Here is a 21349-nt window from a genome sequence, read left to right on the forward strand (position 1 = left end):
TATCATTTTTATTTTTTAAAATAAATGATATACTATCAGCATTATTAAAAATAATATTCACTTTAAATTTTACTATTTTTTGCAAATTCTCTATAAAACTATAGATATCAAATTTATCCATAACAGAAGTATTATAATGACTCAGTAGCAAATCGTCATATATTATCATAATCTTTGTAATTCTAATAAAATTTGCATATGAAGGAGAATTTGATAATGATTGAGTGATATTTCTGTGAAATATATTGGCAAGAAAAAAGTCATTAGCAATATTTTTGCTATCAGAATTTCCGCTAATATAGTATTGTATGAATTTGCCTGGTTAGCCTTTACTTTAGTCAACTTTAATCCATTGTAATAATGGACACCTAAATAATATTTACCTTATGAGTTTTTTGTGTAATAAAACATTTTATATTTCTTGCATATAAATCATATTTTTGCATGTATAGGGATGACATCCATTAAAATTTTTCTAACCGTTTTATTACTTATTTAATTCGTAATACTGTAAATATAATTTTGTAATTTTATCAGTGACCGTAAAATGATTTTAGTATTATTGTAATAGGTGATTTCTGTGAAATATTTTATTATAAACATAATTTTTTAATTATTTTATGTATTTAAAATATGGCGGTAAATTTACTATTAATTTCGCTTATTTGTGCTTCACATTTAAGTTGCTCCAACTATTTTATAGTATTTAAACGCAATATTTTATTATTTTAAGTATATCATTACCTTTATTGTAAATAAAAATCAATAAAATAGTTAATAAAATTATTTTTGAAATCTGTATATTTCTCTCATCAACAAACATATTGGGATATTGTATGAAATCATAAAAACTAAAATTCAGATTTAAATTTTTATTTTGAAAATAAAACTCTTTATCATAAAGTATTTTACTAATAATGAATATTCTCTCATTAATTTTATTCATATTGTTTTTATTAAAAAATCAACATTAATATTAAAAACTTGAGAAAAAATATTTTCAATTAAAATAATTACGATTAATATTAATAGTCAAATAATCTTGAACAGAATAACTTCTGTCTTTTAAATATTCATTAGCTAAATCTATATTTCTAAAATTCAATAATTCATCTTGAATACATTCTAAAGAATCAACTACCGAAAGAAATAACGCTTTCATCCGTATAATACAGATAAAAACCATCTTCATCTGTAAGTAAAAAATTAAATAAATAAGACATTATGAAAATCTAATAAAGATACTATCTTCATAATAATAATAGCATTAATTATTATTTAATCTGTTAATAAATTACTATGTTGCGTAATAAAACCGATTACTTTTACAAAAAATGTATTTCACATAATATTAGCAGAAAGAATAATAAATTTCTACAAAATCTGTTTAAAAATATTTATTTAATTTTCTTTTTCTTTTTTAAAATTGTAAATTATAAAAATAACTAAAATAAAAGTTATCTTAAAGTTTTATTAAACGCTCAAAAATTTTGGATGGTGTTTTCAAATATCCTGGTCGATTAGTTTTATATAAAAAGCTAACTCATCAACAGTAATATCATAAATACAAAAAATTAATTCAATACCTATATTTGTAATAACATAAGAAAAGTTTTTATTATAACAATATTTATCTGTAATCAATTGATAAATATTAATGACGTGTTAATCGAAACTATTTAATGAACTTTGATTGATGAGCTTATCTCTTGCTTCATTAAAATCATAATGCAAATTATGAGATATTTTAGTAATCCTGTAATGCATTTTTCTTTTTGCAGAAAAATCTACGTGAATAAAGTTCAATAACAAATAGACTGCAGTTTAGTCAGTATTTTACTTTTAAATTAATTAAAATTAATTTCTTTAATATTATCATTATTAATGACCTGAGTGACTAATTGATTAAATTCATTAGAATATTAATAATGTAAAAAATCATTTTCCAAAGTAGATTTAAATTCTTTTAAATCTATTTTTATCGTTTCTTTGACTGCCATTTTTATCACACTTTAAAAAGAAAATATTCTATTAATAAAATTAAATATTTAACGTCTTTATTATTATTTTTAATCACTTCATCATAATAATACAGTGATATAGAAAGCGCATCACATGTCAGTTTTAAAATAAATTTTATTTAAGAATATCATCTAGTTTCAAATGAGTATTTTGATTTTTTAGTGTTCGGGTGTGTTGGGCGTCTAATTGTGAAATCGTTTTAATATGCTAGCTCATCTTTTCAAATACTTTTTAATATAAACGATGTCCAAAACCGCTTATTGCCGAGCTTTTTCGGCCTGTTGATATGATAGCGATAATACAAAACAGAACTCGGCAACGAAAGCAGTAGGGCGGCTATAATCCCTGGTATTTTCCAATGCATCAGGCAAGTAGGGGCGCTGTTCTTTTATCAGAGATGGGCAATGATATTGCTCCAATATCTGCATCAGTCTGGTTCGGCGATATTTAAAATCTCATCCCATGCGGAGGAATACCGTGTTGGCTCTCTGTAACTTCGTGATGTAATAAATTTGCTCTGGTATTCGGTAATCGAGAAGAGACTCTTTGTGACTCATATTGTGATAAACGCGGAATTGGGCGGCAGTTATCCCCACCGCAATATGTTTGATGAGATCGTCATTCACTTATAAAGTAATAAGGAGCAAGATATTGACCTTGCACTCTATGTGTCTGTTCGATGGCCTACGTCATTGGTTTTTATTCTTTTCGGGTCACGTTACACGACTTTTCCTTATTTTGGCGGCACGCATATGAAAAAATTCAATCACTAAGCGTTTTTTAAACGCCAGAACGATTGGATTATTGCGCATGTAGGTGCTAAGCACTGTAGTTTTCTGTTCATGTAGTAAAGTGACTTCTTTCTTTTGTGTCCCCCCCCTTTAGTCTGAAAGGGTCGTATTTCAAATTCTACCCTGGCCAATTCTTTTAAATCTGATTGATATTTTTCAGCAGTTGAATAACGGGTTTGTATTCTTTTTTTACGACGAAGGCAATAGCAGAAGAGTTTCTGACTAAATCAAATTTTTTATTTTCAACTAATGGCATAGTGTTTCCTTACACAAAGAGACTTTCATCACATAAACCGCCTCTGAATACATTCAATCATAGGTGTTTTTTGAGGTCGATTTTGTGAAGAAATCTCATTCGGTGAAGGCGCCTTTGGCGCTTAGAAAAAATCCTCAGACGAGGCTGATGCTCAATAGCAATAATTTTTTGGAGATTTGAATACAGCTATGATTTTAGTAAAGAGGTTAAAATCCTCCTACGTTTGCATTAAGGTCTTCCCATAGCAAAAACGGCCTGAATAAAGCGGTCATAATGTCAGATTCCATTAAAGCGAGTTCAGATTTAACGAGAAAATTTTCCCTTTAGGTTTTCATTGCTTTCAGTTCAGATTCAAACAGCACTTTTCGTTTTATCTCCGTGCGACGAGTCCTAGTAATGGCATTTTTTTACCTTGAACTGTGCCATGCAATATTTTGGGAACTCTTCGGCTGCGCCTGAGTTTATTTTTTTAAGCAACGTTGAGACGGCAAAGGCTCTAGAGTCGATCTTAAAAATCATAGAAACTAAGCAATAAAACTGATTTTGGGTCACGCGCACTTGTATCAATTGATTGAGGTAAGCTGTGATGATTAGGATATCATCACGGATGACGTCCCCTGACTGAACCCCGGAGGTATGACCATAGCCAATATGCTTGATTGGATGGAGCTCCAGGTGTAGGCACGGAGTTTCTGACCTTTAAACGCCTTGCTCTGAGACCTCCCGTTAGAGCTGATATTCATCTTATTCCCCATTTTTTCTCTGAGTCCAAGATTAGATACAGGCCAGAATATAATCTGTACCGAGATACCCTATATAAATCGCTAACACCTCATTGGTAGAGGCAGGTAGAGACACATCAAACGCGCTGTCTACGATCGACAACAGAAGCTGTGTAAACAACGCTAACGTACCGCAGAAAAAGACATCGAGTAATCGCCGGCTCCAGTAATATTTTCTCCACGTATTACATAATAAGGCAAACAAGGAGGTTAAACTGCCGTAGCTAATATCGATTTGATAGCTGTGAATCCAAGCTAGAAAGGCAACCTAAAATCCAGGCTCTTTCTCAAGCAAGCTCATAGGGGTGAGGGAGCAGATAATCATGAAATAAAGCAACACTTTTTGATTGATTTCGTCAATGAAGAGAGAGACGACAAAAAGCTCTAGCTGGAATGGGGCATTTTGTTTTTTGTGCGCTTATCGTAGAATAAGTTAGTTATCTTAGCTAAATTTTCTACAGGCAATTACTTTTTTCGCTTTTCTAAATTTTATTCCCAACTAAAAACTCCGATCATCTTCATGAAAATACGAGAGTCAATTGATTTCACTGACTGGTTGTTTATGTAGATTTATAAGGAAAAAATCTTTATGCCAACTGTTGGTTTGAACTGACTAAATGTGTTTTGTAAATTCTATCAGAAGAGAGAAGCAGCTACATTATCAAAGTTTTATTGCGAAAATTCTAGCTAAGATTCAACATCCTTTTGGATGTGAAAATGCTTATAATTAGCCATTGATTTTAAAAAAGGAGGCCGGTTGACACTATCTAAAAAAAGTCTTGACCTCGTCATAAATGAAGGTTGCACTCCATTTTTTGCCGCATTACCATCCCAATTTTTTCTATTGAAACAATGAAATTGTACCTTTAAATTGAATGGGTATGGAGGCAATCTTAGACATTGGAGATCAATGTTTATATTGAATTTACATAAAATGATGCAGGAGATTGCGTTTTATAAAACGGGTAGTTTGAGTTACTAACCGTGTAGTAAGATTAAATCTCGTTAAATGTAATATGACTTAAGCAGGTATTAATATTGATTACACCAGGTCTATTTTTGCAAAAAAATCACCTATAAAATCGTAATATTTATCAACATATTTATCAATATGTAATTGAGATTTTTTTGATATATCTGATAGATTGCATAGTTGCTGATTGACTATTTTTAGTCAGAAAGATTCATTGTAAAAACTTTTATAGAAGGAACTTTAATAGATAGATCGAACTTATCCAGGAAAGGACTAGAAAGTTTTAAAAGATATCGTAAAATTGTAGGGTTATTCGATGATGAATATTTTATAATACCTACTTGGACTTGGGTGCATGACCGAAATTAACTGTACCCTTACAGGAAAACGAATCTTAGCAATGGCGCGAGAAATGACAATCTCCCCAGATTCTAGTGGTCCTCTTAATGAATATAATACCCTACGTTCAAATTCTGGTCATTCATCTAAAAATAATACTCTATTATGAGCTAAAGATATTTTAGCCCGGACGAAGTAAAGACCCACCGCCCACTCAACTAAGCCCTATGGTAGGGGATCGAAAAGGACGTTTACGCCATTGAGTCAGATATTTTCAATATTTAATAAACTGTTTATAGTAGCGGTTTCTCATGCTTCCTAGTTTGTTAATGCAGGTGATATATCAATCAGTCTGCTAGAAAGCATCGTTTTACTAGTACCAGGTGGGCTAATTAGTAATAAAATTACCCACAGATACAGCTACCTAGAGAGCTAGTTTTCACTGCTGTTGATCAATCAAATCTTTTAGATCATCATACGTATCTGTTAGATCAGTTTTATTATTTACGATAGAAAGTAAATTTTTTCTCTACTTTAAAAACCATACACCTCTAGCAAGTGTTTGGCAATCATAACCTCCCATTCAGGGATTAACGTCATTTCTATAGAATTAGATGCAGGTAATATCAGTTTCTGATTTTCTTTAGTGCATGCAAGAGCTGCTGGAATTGTGCTATTAATAAGTCGTAATGCACCATATAAAGCTAATTCACCTAAAATTAATAATAAACTGATTTGTGAACACTCACTTGTTCTGAGGCTATTAATATGGCTAACGCTATAAATAAATCGTAATGCCACCTTCTTTTGGTAGATCTGCAGGTCCTATACTCACCGTAATACACTTAGCTGGAAACATAAAACCACTCTTCAAAATCGCACTCCGTGAACGATCTCTTGCTTCTTTTACCGCGATTTAAGATAAGCCTACCAAGGTAAAATAAGGCAATCTATTACTGATATGCGCTTCAACCGCAACTACGGGAGACTGTACCACCAGAGATTTGCTCGCGTGTTGATTACTGATAGTGCCATATGTCTCTTCTTTTATGTGTGTGTACTATATGATAGGCATTTTTTCTAAATACTCATAAATTCAAAATCTGAGATAAAGATCACAAAATATTTATTTTTGAGTAAATGAGTTTAATTAGTTAATAAATTACGTTTTCTAGTAAAAGAAAATCAGGGTTTTGATTTAGGAGTGATCAAACTGAAATGATACATGAAAGAGTATCTCTTAAGAGATAAACATTTATACAAAACCCTATATAATATTGTTAATAAAGTTATTTTATTTAACTTATTAAAATAAAAGTTATTTTTATGAAACGATGGGGGTATTTTATATTGCCATAGATAGATAATAGAACGATACCGTTAATAATCAGGAATAGTTTTGCGGATTTTTTCTAAATCTTCCGGGGTGTCTATACCTAGAAGGGGAATCTTTTTGACTATATCAACGTGGATCTTTTCACCATGCCATAAAACACGTAATTGCTCCAATTTCTCTATTTCCTCTAATGGACTTTTTCCCCAATTAATATAACGGCGAACAAAATCAACTCGATAAGCATATATACCAATATGGCGAAACGCCGTCCTGTGTTTTCCCTCAGTCATACACCCATCACGTTTCCATGGAATCGGTGCTCGAGAAAAATATAAAGCATGACCCGAGGCATTCACCACTACTTTCACAATATTAGGATTCATGAAATCTACTTTATTCGTAATAGGCGTAGCTAAAGTGGCCATACCTAAGCAGGTGTTAGCGAGGTTTTTTGCAACCTGATCAATAATAATCGGGGGAATCATAGGCTCATCGCCCTGTACATTAACAATAATGTCATTATCACTGAATCTATATTTTTCAATGACTTCAGCTAAACGTTCTGTTCCTGATGAATGCTCAGAGCTTGTGAAGCAAGCTTCTCCACCTGCGGATTTAATGACTTGTAAAATTTCTATATGATCAGTCGCCACAATCACACGATCAGCTCCTGCCTCTCTTGCTCGCTCCATCACATGGAGCACCATGGGTTTACCCTGAATATCAATTAAAGGTTTTCTAAGCAAACGGGTTGATCCATAGCGCGCAGGAATAACAATCACAAAAGACATTATTTTTTCTCAAGTAACGATAAATCTCGAGCATGGCGTTCTAATAAAACGGGGACCCCATTACGTATGGGGTAAGCAAGTTCATCTGTCTGACAGATCAGTTCAATATTTTTTTTATCAAAATGCAATTTACCATTGCAAATAGGGCAAGCAATAATTTCGAGTAAATGATGATCCACCTATATATCCTCAAAAAATTTAATATTTATTTCATCTAAAAATGGAGCATAAAATAGCACAATTCATTCAATAAAATTGTCATTTTATCGTAAAAAAATAAAAAAGAGAGACTAGATTTATATAGAGGCGCATTTTTTAAATCACTTAATAAAGTTTTAAAAGGTGTTTAAAACTATTTTTAATTTTTACTGATATTGTAGAAAATTTTTCTAAAAATATCATGTTGTAGTTTTATTTTCTTATTTTTTTAAGTGGATCCCTCATAAAAATTTTAAAAAGCAATAACATCTTCTGCAGAAGATGCATGAAAACTAACACGATAAGAGCACTCTACATCTTTTCTCGCAGTCAACGATTTATCTTTGATTTTCGCAATGGCGGCTTTATGAACATAAATATCCGATCTACCACCTTTCGGTTAAATAAAACCATAACCTGCTATTTTATCAAATCATTTTACCTTGCCTTTTTAAAATCATAATAAAAACTTTCTTTTTACTGGGCATCTTTACTGGGCATCTCACAAATAATTTTTATGCATTGCTTCGATGCACAATAGATCAAAATGTTCCGATGAAATTTATTGAAGCCTATCAAATAGGCCATAAAAGTATGCTCTGCAATATTCATTTTTATTTACAGAATAACACTCTGCTAGTTATGTTTTGTTACTCTCTTTTTATATTTTTAATATCAAATTTAAAATATAAAGTTATTAAACAAGTTTCAAAAAATACGATGTGAAAATGCATTAATAAAAATCGGCTGCATTTAGAAAAGAAAGAGGTTATTGAATATTTATTTTTATAGCGGCATGTAATGATAACTGCTTTAAAAAACTGCTCTGATTTTTTCTTTTCTTAAAAGCAAAAGAAATAAAATAACTCACGCAACAGAGTAATCGGCATTTACTCATAAAACACAATTTTTCAACTGATTTTTATTATCTTTCCTAACAAATTCGATGACATAACTCCTCAATCGAAGCCAGTAACTTTTGAGATTGCACGAATGGAAAATCTGCACTGATAGGAAGATACCACCAATTAGTCTGAGCAAAAGCCTTACATTTGACGGCATCCTTCTCTGTCATGCATAAAGATTGTGATTTTTTAGCTAAAGGCAAAAGTATTGATAGGGTGTAATGTTGATGATCGGAAAATATTTGTGTTTTTATAATATTGACACCTAATTGAGCCAGCATTATAAAAAATCGGTCTGGATGTCCAATCCCGGCCATAGCAATCACTGAAATCAGTTCTTCAACAGGTTTTTTTTCTCCAGTCACGAGGTTAACCGCTTTGCTTGCTCTTAATTGCATTAAGATCTCTTCTTTTTTAGCCTCGCCTCCATTGATAATAATGGCGTCTACTGAATGTAATCTTGTTATCTTTTCTCTCATAGGACCCGCCGGCAACAAACAAGCATTCCCAAAACGGCGAATTCCATCAATAACCACTAACTCAAAATCACGTTTAAGCGCAAAGTGCTGCAAACCATCATCTGCTATCAATAAATCTAATGGATATTTTTTGAGTAAAGCCTTGATAGCCTCTTTACGTTTCGGAGCAACTGCAACAGGCACCCCTGTACGTTGAAAAATAACTACTGGTTCGTCACCCGCTTCCTCAGGTTTAGTATAATGAGAAAGTATTAATGGATACTTACCTGATTTTCCATAATATCCTCGCGAAACAACACCGACCTGAAACCCCCTCATTTTGAGTTGTTCGACCAGCCAAATCACGATAGGTGTTTTGCCGTTTCCGCCTACAGTTAAATTTCCTACTACTACGATAGGAATAGGTGAACGCCAAGCTGCACGTAAACCAGAACGATAGCTGAAGCGAATTAACCAGGTGATCAAACCATATAACCAAGAGAAAGGGAGTAACAATAAATAAAGCCGAGAATGCCCAAACCAAATGCGGTCAATCACGATCTTTCTCCAAACTGCAAAAGACTAAGTTTAATATAACCGCGTTATTGAACCAATAGAGCTTACTATACTTTATCATAAAGCTAGATTGAATTAAGAGAATTCCAAAAGGTTAAGTGTGAGCTACTAAAAGTCAATAAATTTAAAATCCTAAAACAGAATACCGCCCTGATTTTAATTTTTTGACAAAATTTAAAAAAATTCACCCCAGTGGATAACTATATTAAAAATAACGGAGATGATATATAATAGTCGATACAGGATTACTAATCAGTTTTTAACAAGTTACTGGTATGTTATAAAAAATTCATCTATTCATGCGATTTTTTGAAAACAGGTTTATTCTGTTCAATAGCTTATTAATCATAATATTTTTGATTGCTATCAGTGCTTTTTTTCTTTATCCGCAATTTTTCTCGCCGCTTCCCGTAAAATAAAATTAAAAGTCATGTCCGATGAAAGCGATAAAAGAGCTTTACGTGTTTTAAAATTACACAAAACACCTGGGGTTTTGTACTGTGATTGAAATCGGTCTAAATGCTGTGGATATTCTCAGGGCTATTTTAGAGGATGCTGCTTTTCTCCCTTTCTAAAAACATCTTCATTCTTTTTATGAGATCAAAATGGGCTGATACATTGAATTTTATTTACTCATTTTCATTTTTCACCAGGCTTTTTATTTTATTCGCTTATCTTACGCCAAAACGTATTGTACTGGTGTCCCTGAAAAAGTGGCTTTGCGGGTTATACCTCTGACGTGGTTTTTAAAATCCTATTTTGTCCATTAATTTGGTTTTTTAATAGTATAGCTAATATTCTTTTTAAGTTTTTAAAATTAACTACGGTGCGTAATGATGACATCACATCTGACGACATTTACGCGGGGATCGAAGCCGGTGCTGTAGCAGGTCTATTGCTTAAAGAAGAACATCAATTGATTGAAAATATCTTTCAATTGGAAGAATGCACCGTGTCTTCTTCTATAACTACCCGTAAAATATTATTTATTTTGATTTACACGAAAATGAGCAGAGCATGAAAGAAAAAAATTTGGGGTATCCTCACTCTAAGTTTTTGGTCTGTGATAGCAATATCGATCAGGTCGTAAGATATGTGTTTTCTAAAGACTTACTTAATTGTGTACTAGGGAATCAAACGTTATTATTCAATGGAGCTATACAAATTCTTTTGGTGTCTATGTTGCCTAATAGACAGATGCTTTTTGAAACTCTTGATCTTTTTAAATCGGCCGGTGAAGATTTTGAGACCATTGTGAATAAATATGCGTTGATGGTCGGCATGATTACCCTAAACGATGTGATAACTACTTTAATGGATGGATTAGTAGGTCATGCTAAAGAAGAAAAAATTGTAAAACGCAATTAAAATTCTTGGTTAATTGAAGGAAGCACCCCGATTGAAGATGTCATGCGGGTTCTTGATATCGAAGAATTTCCTGAATCTATCCACTACGAAACCGTGGGGGTTTATGATGTATATGTTGCGAAAAATTCCTAAACAAACGAATTTTATGCAATACACAGGCTATAAATTTGAGGTGGTGGATATTAACAATGAAATAATGGATCATTTTTTGTAACCAAAAAATGAGAACAAAATAACAGATCGTAAATATAAAAATGGAAATCTGTTCTGATTAAAGAAGCGGAAACGTAATATATTGAATTTTCTCGTAAACTTTTTCTATTTTTTATACTGGGATTTCATGTATCCAGGATCTGAAAGTAAATCTTTTATATCCACAATTTTGGGGCTCAACAACCTCATTGAAGTTTGATTTTTACATACTGTATTAGATAAAAATGATAATTCTCAAAAATTTTTTCTGTTTTTATACCTATGCATTCGGAAAATACACTTAAAAAACTAAAAGCAGATCGGTAAGCAGTTATTTCTGTTCTTTTAGTCGCATCGAAAGAAATAATAAACATCGGCACTTCAAAGTTGTGTTTATATTTATTGCTATGATGAAGTTGAGAATACAAATTATTTTGCGTTTTCAGCGCTAATCTATGATTAGAAAAATACATCAACGATACTGTGTTCATTAAAGACATGTGTATGATGGATACCGTACAAATATTTTTCTTAAAAAGATCTAGTTAGCGTGATCCAAAAAATCGTATTTTTAATTTTAAAACCATAGGTATGCATAAAATCTTTTCTAACGCTTTCACCAATCACAATAATTTTGAATTATGAAGATTTGAAAACACTTTTCTCCAGGTATATTTATTAAGAGCAGAAATGATTTTTAATGTGATTTCGTAAATTTTTTAATACTTCGATAAAAGTAAATCATGAATTTCATTGTTAGTAATCCTTTTTTATATAAATCGAAACTTTCGCTTGAAAACGTTCTTTTAATTTGATAACTAAAGTAAGTGAGTATAGCAAAAATAAACAAGCTATTTTTGCTTTTAAAAGAAATATAATGTCTTTTTATTAAAAAAAGACCAGATAAAATTAATATCAGCAAACTTAATAAAATAATAAAAATAGAAATAGAGAATAAAATTATTTTTCTTCTAAGTAATTTGTAGAAAAACATATAAAACTGTATGATAAGAAGGAGCTCCAAAATTGGACCAATAGAAAAAATAAAGTGGGCATAATACAGAAAGAAATACAATAAAGAGACTTTAAATATATTTAAGAATATCTTGTAATAAAATAAGAATACTCAATAAGGATAAAGCATCAATTATTTTGAATATGTACTCGAAAGAGTAATTGACCATAATACAAAACAAAAATAAAACATGCAAATAATATAGAAACAAAAACTGCAGACGCAGAGATATATGTCTACTCACCAAACAATATATTTTCTCAGTCCCTATATAATCAACCACCTTTTCGATAGCAGTGTTAATAATTTCAATAATTAAAATAAAAACAATCGATCTTATCATTAATATTTTTTCTACTTTACTGACATTAATAAAACGTGATTAAAATAGATAAAAATAAAATATAATACTCCTCACGAAAAGCAACTTCGTTTTTGTAAACAATTTTTAAACCATTCAGAGCAAATGGAGTTGACTTAAAAAATTTATACTAAATTTTTTTCAAAAATTTTTCCACAATTAATTTGGTATCTATTTAAATATCATCAAAAAAGGAACTAAAAATAACTTTTTAAAAAAAACGATTAAATACAAACTTAAGAAATAAGTTTTTAATTTTTTTAAATTAATTTTTTATTTTTTAGTGATATCATTGTTTTTATTAAATAAGATCACTATGACGTTTTGTAAAAAGTTAATTCACTATTAATCAGATGTAAATAGGCTTTTATGTCAAAAAAAGTAATAAGTGTCGTTATATTGGCAGCAGGGAAAGGCACACGTATGTCCTCAGACCTTCCTAAGGTATTGCATCTTTTGGCAGGAAAACCCATGGTCCAACATGTGATAAATACAGCTCATCAATTAGATTGCACCCGAATTCATCTTGTTTATGGACATGGGGGCACTTTACTCAAAGAAAAACTCAATAATGAAAAATTAAATTGGATTTTACAAGAAGAACAGTGGGGTACAGGGCATGCCTTACAAAAAGCGCTTCCCTATTTTTCAGAGGATGAAAATATCCTCGTGCTTTATGGTGATGTGCCTTTGATAAAATTTGACACCTTAAACCGATTGTTATTAGCAAAACCTCATGGAGGAATCAGTTTGTTGACCGCCACGGTGGATACTCCCACAGGTTATGGTCGAATTATCAGAAAAGACGATGATATCTCTGAGATCGTTGAATGCAAAGAGACCACTGAAATTCAAAAAAAAATTAACGAAATTAATACAGGCATCATGGCAATTAACTCGTCTGATCTGAAAAAATGGCTGGTACAATTAAAAAATGATAACCGTCAAAACGAATTTTATCTGACCGACATCATCAAGATAGCTTATCAAGAAAATAAAAAAATCATTGGTATTCAGCCTGCAAATTTAAATGAAATTGCAGGCATTAATGACGGCATTCAACTTGCCAAGCTTGAACGACTATTTCAAAAACAACAGGCAGAAAAACTTCTTTTATCAGGCGTGAGGATACTAGATCCTGCTCGTTTTGATTTGCGGGGCCAATTAATTTGTGGCAGTGATGTGGTAATTGATACTAATGTCATTATCGAAGGTGACGTCACACTCGGTAATCGAGTACAAATTAAAACAGGCTGTTTATTAAAAAATTGCCGGATTGACGATGATTCTCAGATCAACGCTTATACGGTAATAGAAGGGTCTTCTTTAGATAAAAATTGCGTGGTAGGGCCATTTGCCCGCTTGCGGCCAGGGAGTGAACTATCGGCAAAAGTCCATGTGGGCAATTTTGTAGAAATAAAAAAATCGTCTTTAGGTCAAGGTTCAAAAGCGGGTCATTTGTCTTATTTAGGAGATGCTGCAATTGGATCTGAGGTTAATATTGGGGCTGGCACGATCACCTGTAATTATGATGGTGTGAATAAGCATAAAACTCAGATTGGTGATTATGTTTTTGTAGGATCTCATACGCAATTTATCGCGCCTGTGACCGTTGGGGATAATGCCACCATTGGGGCGGGTACAACGGTCACCTTGAATGTGCCTGCAAATGAACTGGGGCTCAGTCGAGTCAAACAAAAAAATGTTCAGGGTTGGAAACGCCCTAAAAAACTTAAATAGGAATTTTAGAATGTGTGGAATCGTAGGTGCAGTCGCACAGCGTGATATAGCTAAAATACTCATAGAAGGCTTAAGACGCCTAGAATATCGGGGTTATGACTCAGCAGGTTTAGTGGTTCTAGATGTAGATGGGAAAATGACCTGTTTGCGTGAAGTAGGTAAAGTTAAAGCCCTATCTGATGTAGCTGAAAAAAAAATATTACAGGGGCAAACAGGCATTGCTCATACGCGTTGGGCGACTCATGGTGAACCTTCAAAAATCAATGCCCATCCTCAGATTTCTGAAAACATCTGTGTTGTTCATAACGGTATTATTGAAAATTATCACCCGTTGCGTGAGTTATTAATCCGAAAAGGGTATTTATTTTCCTCTGAAACCGATACAGAAGTGATCGCGCATTCGGTTCATTTGGAACAGCAACAGGGCGGATCTTTACTACAGGTCGTTCAACGAGTCATTCCCTACCTGATGGGATCCTATGGCGCAGTGATCATGGACAGTCATGATTTGAATATTTTGGTAGCGGTTCGTTCAGGTAGCCCTATGGTGATTGGTTTAGGTGAAAATGAAAATTTTGTGGCTTCTGACCAATTGGCGCTATTGCCTGTGACTCGTCGTTTTATTTTTTTAGAAGAAGGAGATATTGCCAAAATAAGGCGTTCTAATATAGAGATTTTTAATCAAAAGGGAGAAAAAATGCAACGCCCGATTTGGGTGTCTGAATCAAAATATGATGCCGGAAATAAAGGCATCTATCGACATTATATGCAAAAAGAAATTTATGAGCAACCAATGGTAATCAAAAATACCTTACAAGGGCGCTTACTTCATGGACGGATTGATTTATCTCAATTATCTACCAGAGCCAAAGGAATTTTGGCTCAAGTAGAACACATTCAAATTATTGGCTGTGGCACTTCTTATCATTCAGGTCTGGTGGCTCGTTATTGGTTTGAATCCTTGGCAGGGATTGCTTGTGATGTCGAAATTGCCTCAGAGTTTCGTTATCGTAGATCGGTAGTTCGTTCAAATAGTTTATTAATTAGCCTCTCTCAGTCAGGTGAAACGGCAGACACCTTGGCGGCATTACGTTTATGTCAATCGTTAGGTTACTTAGGTTCTTTAGCGATCTGCAATGTAGAAGGATCATCTTTAGTCAGAGAATCTGATTTTGTGTTAATTACAAAGGCAGGGACTGAAATCGGTGTGGCTTCAACCAAAGCCTTTACGACTCAACTTACGGTATTGTTAATGTTACTCGCTTACATTAGACGTTTAAAAAACAAGCCTGAAGAATTAGAACATCAGATTGTAAAAGCACTACAGACGTTACCGGCTCGCATTGAGCAAATATTTTCATTGACTAAAGAGATTGAAACTTTAGCGGGCGATTTTGCTGATAAAAATCATGCTTTATATCTTGGTCGAGGAGATTTGTATCCTATTGCTATGGAAGGCGCATTAAAGCTTAAAGAAATTTCATATATTCATGCCGAAGCGCATGCGGCAGGAGAATTAAAACATGGTGCACTGGCGTTGATTGATTCAGAGATACCCGTTGTTATCTTGGCGCCCAGTAATGGATTGTTAGAAAAATTAAAATCAAACATTGAAGAAGTGCGAGCGAGAGGAGGAAAGCTGTATGTCTTTTGTGACAGACAGAGTGGGTTTGTTGAAAATCAAAGTATGAAATTGATTGTTTTTCCTAAAATAGAAGAGATCATAGCACCGATTGTTTACAGCGTACCTCTACAAATATTATCGTATTATGTAGCTTTAATAAAAGGAAGAAATATTGATCAACCTAGAAATTTAGCAAAATCAGTGACAGTGGAATAAATTCAGACGGATTATTTCATTTGATATAACCTGTGATATCAGGGTTTTACCACTTTCAACATGTTAAGAAATAGTAGATTGTGAAAATAAATAGCATATAGCATTAAATTGAGTCAAAAAACCCTACAAATGTCTTGTAGGGTTCCTCTTTTAATATCACATATTTATTTCAATAATTAAAAACGCTTTCGGCTGGTTGTGTAATAACGACCTTATTACCTGTTATTTTTACATTTACACGGCGATCAGAAGCTAAACAATTGATTAACTCTGCACGTTTTTTAACTTTATCGCATTTAGAACCCGTTACAGGGTTAGATTTTCCTAAACCGTTTATAACAAAAGGTGTATCTGAAGAAATACCTTTAGAAATCAAATAATCAGCGACCGATTGCGCGCGTTTTTGAGACAGTGTTTGATTGTATTTATCATTACCAATTCTGTCAGTAAAGCCTAATATAGTCACTAAACCTTTTTGAGGATTGATATTAGCTAATTTAGAATAAAGTTTATTTAACTCTTCCTCCCCTCCTTTTTTGAAGGTCGATTTATTAAAATCGAATAATACGTTAGACTTCAATTCAAAATATTGGGTTTGAGCAACAGGCTCCACATCGATTTTTGTTACTGTTTCCGTAAGTATTTCTAGGGGATTTTCTTGATTGAAGCGATAAGAAACGCCTATACTGAGCATGCCATTATTTGGGGCAGCACCAATACTATCAAAATTCCCAATTTTTTTTGTCCATTGATAATCAAAACGGGTTACCCAGCTTTTAGTGAATGCATATTCGAGGCCCACAGCGGCAAACGGGGAAACGCTTGTATCATTTTTACTGAAATGTTTCTCTTCCGGAGAAGTATACGCTTTAGTCTGTGCTTTCCATACCACGCCGCCGAGACGTGTATATATATCTAAATCTTTCACAATAGGATAGTTCAATTTAGCCCCAATTTGTACACCATAAGCCTTGAATGTGTTATTTTTAGTATCTCCCTCGTAAGACATATGACCAAACCAGTCTGCGCCTAATTCAAATCCTAAATATTGATTAGCTTGGTAGCCTAAAAAAGCACCTGCTCCTATCTGTTTTTTATAAGTAGGGTCATCACCGATACCGCTATAATCATTTTTCATACCTGTACTCGCATAACGAGACCAACCTAATTTGCTCCCTAAATACCAAGTATCATCTTGAGGAGCCGCTTGTACTAATGTAGTGAAGCCTGAGAATGCTACTGCCACTGCTATAGTTGTTTTTTTCATTTTTTACGCCTCATTATCAGCAACAAACCAAATAAACTTTAAAATCTATTGAAGCTTTTGGTCAACTTCTCTGATTTTCTTTTTAAGGTGTGACTTTGCACCCTCGGTTAAGTTTTCACTTAATGTAACATTTTAAGCTCAAAAATAACCTGAGTTTATTCAAGTTTACAACTTGAAAAAAAACTTACAAGCCTGATCTGTTTGTTGTTTAGTCACTTTAAAAGTAAAAATTAAAACGGCGGGCGTTCGATCATATTTAGGGATTAAAATGAAAGAGAGTTATATTCGGTTTTAATAGTAAATACAGGCTGATAGAGAAGAAAAGAACACTCGGTAACGCGGCCCCCAGTATCGGGGAAAATTGATAGAGAAGACTCAGAGACCCAAAAATTTTATCCAAAAGATAAAAAACAAAACCAAAACAAATACCTGTCACGATACGCAGGCCAGTTGCTTTGCTACGGAGCGGGCCAAAAATGAAAGATAAAGACAGTAGCATCATAACAGTGACAGAAAAAGGTGAAAAAATTTTTTGCCACATTTTTAATTCGCAACGATCCGAGTCCTGGCCTGCTTGTTTTAAATATTTAACATAATCATGTAGTCCCATGATCGACAATGAATCGGGATCCATGGCAACGATCCCCAATTTATACGGTGTTAAGCTTTTTTCCCATTTTTCGCTCAATGTTTGTGATCCTTGAATTTTTTTTGTATTACTGAGATTGGATTCATCTATCTGAGAAAGTTGCCACGCGCCTTTTTCAAAAATTGCCGTCGCCGCATAGCGTATTGATATAAGACGATCATACGCGTCAAAATGATAAATATGCACCCCTGATAATTCATGATGGTTGATGACTTGATTAATATAAATAAAATCTGATTTATCTTTAACCCATATCCCCGATTGAGTGGAAATAACAGATCCACCATAGATCATTTTTTTTCGGTAATAACTCGCTGTTTGCTCCGCTAAAGGAGAAAGCCACTCACCGATGATGATGCTGAGTAAAAAGAAAATAACCGCTGTTTTCATTACAGATAAAACGATTTGCATATGACTAAAACCAGAGGCCTGTACCACCACTAATTCGCTGCGAGTTGCTAAAGAACCCAATCCTAAAATACCTCCTATTAAAGCTGCCATCGGAAAAAATATCATCATATCGTTGGGAACAGACAGTAACGTGTAAATCGCGGCGGCAAATACAGAATAATTGCCCTCGCCCACTTTTCTTAGCTGTTCAATAAATTTTATGATACCTGACAAAGATACCAGCATAAATAAAGTCATTATGATCGTATTTAAAATACTTCGTCCAATATAACGATCTAATCTACCGAAAAACATCAGAGAGTCTTCCTTAATTTTGTATACAGTCTACGTAAAGTTGAGCTGTCCCATATATTCAATATGATGGCCAATATTGTGTAAATACCATTGACAAACCATAACCAAATTAAAGGATCTAATCTGTTATTACCGGCATTAGAGCGTAACGTGCTTTGTAATAAGAAAAAGATCAAATACAACAACATAGCTGGTAAAATACTCAATACTTGCCCTTGACGAGGATGCACTTGACTAAGAGGAACCGCCATAAAAGCCATTATCACAACAGAAACAATTAATGTGAGCCGCCAGTGAAGCTCTGCTCGGGTATCTGGATCGTTGGCTTCCCAAAGTGGGCCGATTGACATTTGTTGAGCAGTATTGCTGTTTTTTGTGACTGATTTATGGCTTATTACCGCCTGGTAATGATTAAAATAAGTAATTCTAAAATCACCCAAAGGTGGAATCCCCTCGTAATTCATTCCATTATTGAGTGTCAGTAATTGAATACCTGATGCTGGCGCCGATATATAACCACTATTAGCAACGACAACAGTGGGTCTTTGAATTTGATTAGATTCGCGTTGTGCGAGAAATATTTTATGAAATTTTTTATTCTGAATATCCTTGATAAATAAAACGATTTTTCCATCCGGTGATGATTGAAATTGTCCCTTCACTAAGGCGGATAAACTTGGATTGACACGTTCTTCATTGATAAGTTGTTTTTCATGTTTTACAGACCAAGGAGAAAAGTAAAAAACGTTGATGGTAGCAAAAAAGGACGTTAGAGCAGCCAAAAACAGAGCCACTTTAATTAATCGTGTTTTACTCACGCCACAGGCATACATAGCGATAATTTCGCTTTGGTTGTGAAGCTTACCGTAAGTCATCAATAAGGCAAAAAACAGACTTAATGGCAATATCAATTCAACCATTTTAGCGCAACCTAACCATAATAATGAGACAATCAAATGGGCAGGAATATCATGATTTATTATATCGTCTAATATGGTAACCAATTTTTGGCTAAAAAAAATGAAGGATAAAATGAATGAAATCGCCACTTGGGTTTTGAGAATTTCTTTGATGAGATATTTAGTGATGACCACGTTTCTGCACCTGTGAAAATTTATTTTTTACAAAGAAAGTCGTTATTTTCTTTATAAATCTGCGTTTTTGCTTTAATTTACCCCCCTATGGTAACGCTATTTAGAAACTAAAATGTGCTTTTTGTGAAAAAAAGCACAAAAACGAATGAATAAAATTTCAATCATTAAGGATAATATATGGAGTTCAAAGTCAACATTGAATATTCAGAAAAAAAAACATCTGATTGTATCGTCATCGGCGTTTTTGAATCCCTGGGTTTTTCTCCCTCTACAGAAAAAGTGAATACAATCAGCCGTGGCTATCTTAAAGATTTGTCACAAAATGCGGATTTCCAAGGGAAAGCAGAACAAGCGTTATTATTGCATCATGTTCCTCATGTCGCATCAGAGCGTGTTCTGTTAATCGGTTGTGGTAAAAAAGAAGAACTCGACGAACACCGTTATAAAAAGTTAATAAAAAAAATGGTCAATACGTTAAAAGAGACAGGGGCTAAAAATGTATTCTGTTATCTAACAGAATTAAAAGTAAAAAAGAAAGACATTGATTGGAAAATTCGCTCTGCCATAGAAATCATTCAAGATGCCCTGTACTGTTTCGATCATTATAAAAGTACAAAAACACTTCATGTATTAAATCAAATCACATTCATTATCACACCTACTCAAACCAAAGCTGCTCAAACGGCCATTCAAGAAGGTATTGCGTTAACCGTCGGTATCAACGAGGCCAAAAATTTGGCTAATACGCCGCCTAATATTTGCAATCCTACCTATTTAAATGTCTCAGCGAGGAAATGGGCGAAAAAATTTAAAAACGTCCGTGTTTCTATGGTCAATGAAGATGAGATGAAAAATCTGGGGATGAATGCTTACCTTGCCGTGGGCCAAGGTTCAAAAAACGATTCTTTGATGTCCATCATGGAATATAAAAGCGATAAAATTCCTGCTAGCACGAAACCTATCGTGCTGGTGGGGAAAGGCATGACGTTTGATTCAGGCGGAATTTCAATTAAGCCCTCTCAGAACATGGATGAAATGAAATACGACATGTGTGGCGCAGCCACTGTATTCGGGGTGATGAATGTCGTGGCTGAACTGAATTTGCCTCTTTATGTGATAGGTGTTTTGGCAGGGGCTGAAAACATGCCAGGGAGAAATGCCTATCGCCCAGGAGATATATTAACCACATTGTCAGGCCAAACCGTTGAAGTACTCAATACTGATGCAGAAGGCCGCTTGGTGTTGTGTGATGCCTTAACCTATGTTGAACGTTTTGATCCAGAACTGGTGATTGACATTGCCACCTTAACCGGAGCCTGTGTGGTGGCCTTAGGGCATCATATGAGCGGTTTGATGTCTAACCATGCGCCCTTAGCTGAAGATCTGCTGCACGCGTCTGAACAATCCGGCGATCTGGTGTGGCGCTTACCTTTAGATGAAGAATATCAAGAACAGCTCGATTCCAACTTTGCAGATATGGCTAATATCGGTGGTCGAACTGCCGGCGCCATTACTGCCGGTTGCTTCTTATCTCGTTTTACTCATCAATATCATTGGGCCCATCTTGATATCGCAGGCACCGCCTGGCGTACAGGTAAAGAAAAGGGGGCAACAGGTCGCCCTGTGGCTTTATTGTCTCACTTTTTATTAAAGAAAGCTTTAGCTTAAAAAAGAGCTTAAAACTGGCTGAA

The 21349-nt window shown here is 33.9% G+C and carries 16 protein-coding genes and 1 pseudogene; 4 read left to right on the top strand and 13 right to left on the bottom strand.

Annotated features, from left to right (window positions below):
* Positions 1-2279: 2279 nt before the first annotated feature.
* The 9 genes from CICURV3402_RS06380 to lpxK all read right to left on the bottom strand — a co-directional run bounded on the left by CICURV3402_RS06380 (position 2280) and on the right by lpxK (position 9409).
* Positions 2280-2441: a hypothetical protein gene (locus CICURV3402_RS06380; RefSeq protein WP_235667578.1), complete on the bottom strand. Its 162-nt coding sequence runs from the start codon at positions 2439-2441 to the stop codon at positions 2280-2282.
* Positions 2442-3459: 1018 nt separating this feature from the next.
* Complete coding sequence (locus CICURV3402_RS07475; RefSeq protein ID WP_407079059.1) at positions 3460-3744, bottom strand: glycoside hydrolase family protein; 285 nt, start codon at positions 3742-3744, stop codon at positions 3460-3462.
* 99 nt (positions 3745-3843) lie between these two features.
* Positions 3844-4101, bottom strand: a complete 258-nt coding sequence (locus CICURV3402_RS01770) for a phage holin family protein (protein ID WP_407079060.1) — start codon at positions 4099-4101, stop codon at positions 3844-3846.
* 1032 nt (positions 4102-5133) lie between these two features.
* Positions 5134-5244 (bottom strand): hypothetical protein, encoded by a 111-nt coding sequence (locus CICURV3402_RS06385; RefSeq protein WP_320410060.1) that lies wholly within the window; start codon positions 5242-5244, stop codon positions 5134-5136.
* Positions 5245-5697: 453 nt separating this feature from the next.
* Positions 5698-5964, bottom strand: coding sequence for a hypothetical protein (locus tag CICURV3402_RS01780; protein WP_158379596.1), 267 nt, complete (start codon positions 5962-5964; stop codon positions 5698-5700).
* A complete protein-coding gene (locus CICURV3402_RS07480) occupies positions 5942-6022 on the bottom strand; it encodes a hypothetical protein (protein ID WP_407079061.1) in 81 nt (26 codons plus the stop codon). Before CICURV3402_RS07480 ends, CICURV3402_RS01780 begins: the two co-directional genes overlap by 23 nt.
* 521 nt (positions 6023-6543) lie before the next feature.
* Positions 6544-7290, bottom strand: a complete 747-nt coding sequence (kdsB, locus tag CICURV3402_RS01790) for a 3-deoxy-manno-octulosonate cytidylyltransferase (RefSeq protein ID WP_158379597.1) — start codon at positions 7288-7290, stop codon at positions 6544-6546.
* Positions 7290-7469, bottom strand: a complete 180-nt coding sequence (locus tag CICURV3402_RS01795; RefSeq protein WP_158379598.1) for a Trm112 family protein — start codon at positions 7467-7469, stop codon at positions 7290-7292. The genes kdsB and CICURV3402_RS01795 overlap by 1 nt, the downstream gene beginning before the upstream one ends.
* A 953-nt stretch (positions 7470-8422) precedes the next feature.
* Complete coding sequence (gene lpxK / locus CICURV3402_RS01800) at positions 8423-9409, bottom strand: tetraacyldisaccharide 4'-kinase (RefSeq protein WP_158379599.1); 987 nt, start codon at positions 9407-9409, stop codon at positions 8423-8425.
* 344 nt (positions 9410-9753) lie between these two features.
* Between lpxK and paeA the strand changes: the two are divergent.
* Positions 9754-11009 (top strand): annotated as a pseudogene (gene paeA / locus CICURV3402_RS01805) (polyamine export protein PaeA).
* A gap of 1063 nt (positions 11010-12072) precedes the next feature.
* Here the strand turns inward: paeA and CICURV3402_RS07485 are convergent.
* Positions 12073-12345: a diacylglycerol kinase gene (locus CICURV3402_RS07485; protein ID WP_158379600.1), complete on the bottom strand. Its 273-nt coding sequence runs from the start codon at positions 12343-12345 to the stop codon at positions 12073-12075.
* A gap of 387 nt (positions 12346-12732) precedes the next feature.
* Here CICURV3402_RS07485 and glmU point away from each other — a divergent pair, with 387 nt between their 5' ends.
* Complete coding sequence (glmU, locus tag CICURV3402_RS01815) at positions 12733-14103, top strand: bifunctional UDP-N-acetylglucosamine diphosphorylase/glucosamine-1-phosphate N-acetyltransferase GlmU (protein ID WP_158379601.1); 1371 nt, start codon at positions 12733-12735, stop codon at positions 14101-14103.
* A 10-nt stretch (positions 14104-14113) separates the two neighbouring features.
* Positions 14114-15943 carry a glutamine--fructose-6-phosphate transaminase (isomerizing) gene (gene glmS / locus CICURV3402_RS01820; protein ID WP_158379602.1) on the top strand — a complete coding sequence of 610 codons (1830 nt, stop codon included), beginning with the start codon at positions 14114-14116 and terminating at the stop codon, positions 15941-15943.
* A 169-nt stretch (positions 15944-16112) separates the two neighbouring features.
* Here glmS and ompA read toward each other — a convergent pair whose 3' ends face one another.
* The 3 genes from ompA to lptF form a co-directional block, all read right to left on the bottom strand.
* Complete coding sequence (gene ompA, locus CICURV3402_RS01825) at positions 16113-17210, bottom strand: porin OmpA (RefSeq protein ID WP_158379603.1); 1098 nt, start codon at positions 17208-17210, stop codon at positions 16113-16115.
* A gap of 256 nt (positions 17211-17466) precedes the next feature.
* Positions 17467-18564: an LPS export ABC transporter permease LptG gene (lptG, locus tag CICURV3402_RS01830; protein WP_158379604.1), complete on the bottom strand. Its 1098-nt coding sequence runs from the start codon at positions 18562-18564 to the stop codon at positions 17467-17469.
* Positions 18564-19658: an LPS export ABC transporter permease LptF gene (gene lptF / locus CICURV3402_RS01835; RefSeq protein WP_158379605.1), complete on the bottom strand. Its 1095-nt coding sequence runs from the start codon at positions 19656-19658 to the stop codon at positions 18564-18566. Before lptF ends, lptG begins: the two co-directional genes overlap by 1 nt.
* A gap of 177 nt (positions 19659-19835) precedes the next feature.
* On the opposite strand from lptF, the gene CICURV3402_RS01840 reads away from it, so the two are divergent.
* Positions 19836-21326 (top strand): leucyl aminopeptidase, encoded by a 1491-nt coding sequence (locus CICURV3402_RS01840; RefSeq protein ID WP_158379606.1) that lies wholly within the window; start codon positions 19836-19838, stop codon positions 21324-21326.
* Positions 21327-21349: the final 23 nt, after the last annotated feature.

The organism is Candidatus Williamhamiltonella defendens, from assembly GCF_900699045.1.
Lineage (GTDB): Bacteria > Pseudomonadota > Gammaproteobacteria > Enterobacterales > Enterobacteriaceae > Hamiltonella > Hamiltonella defensa_A.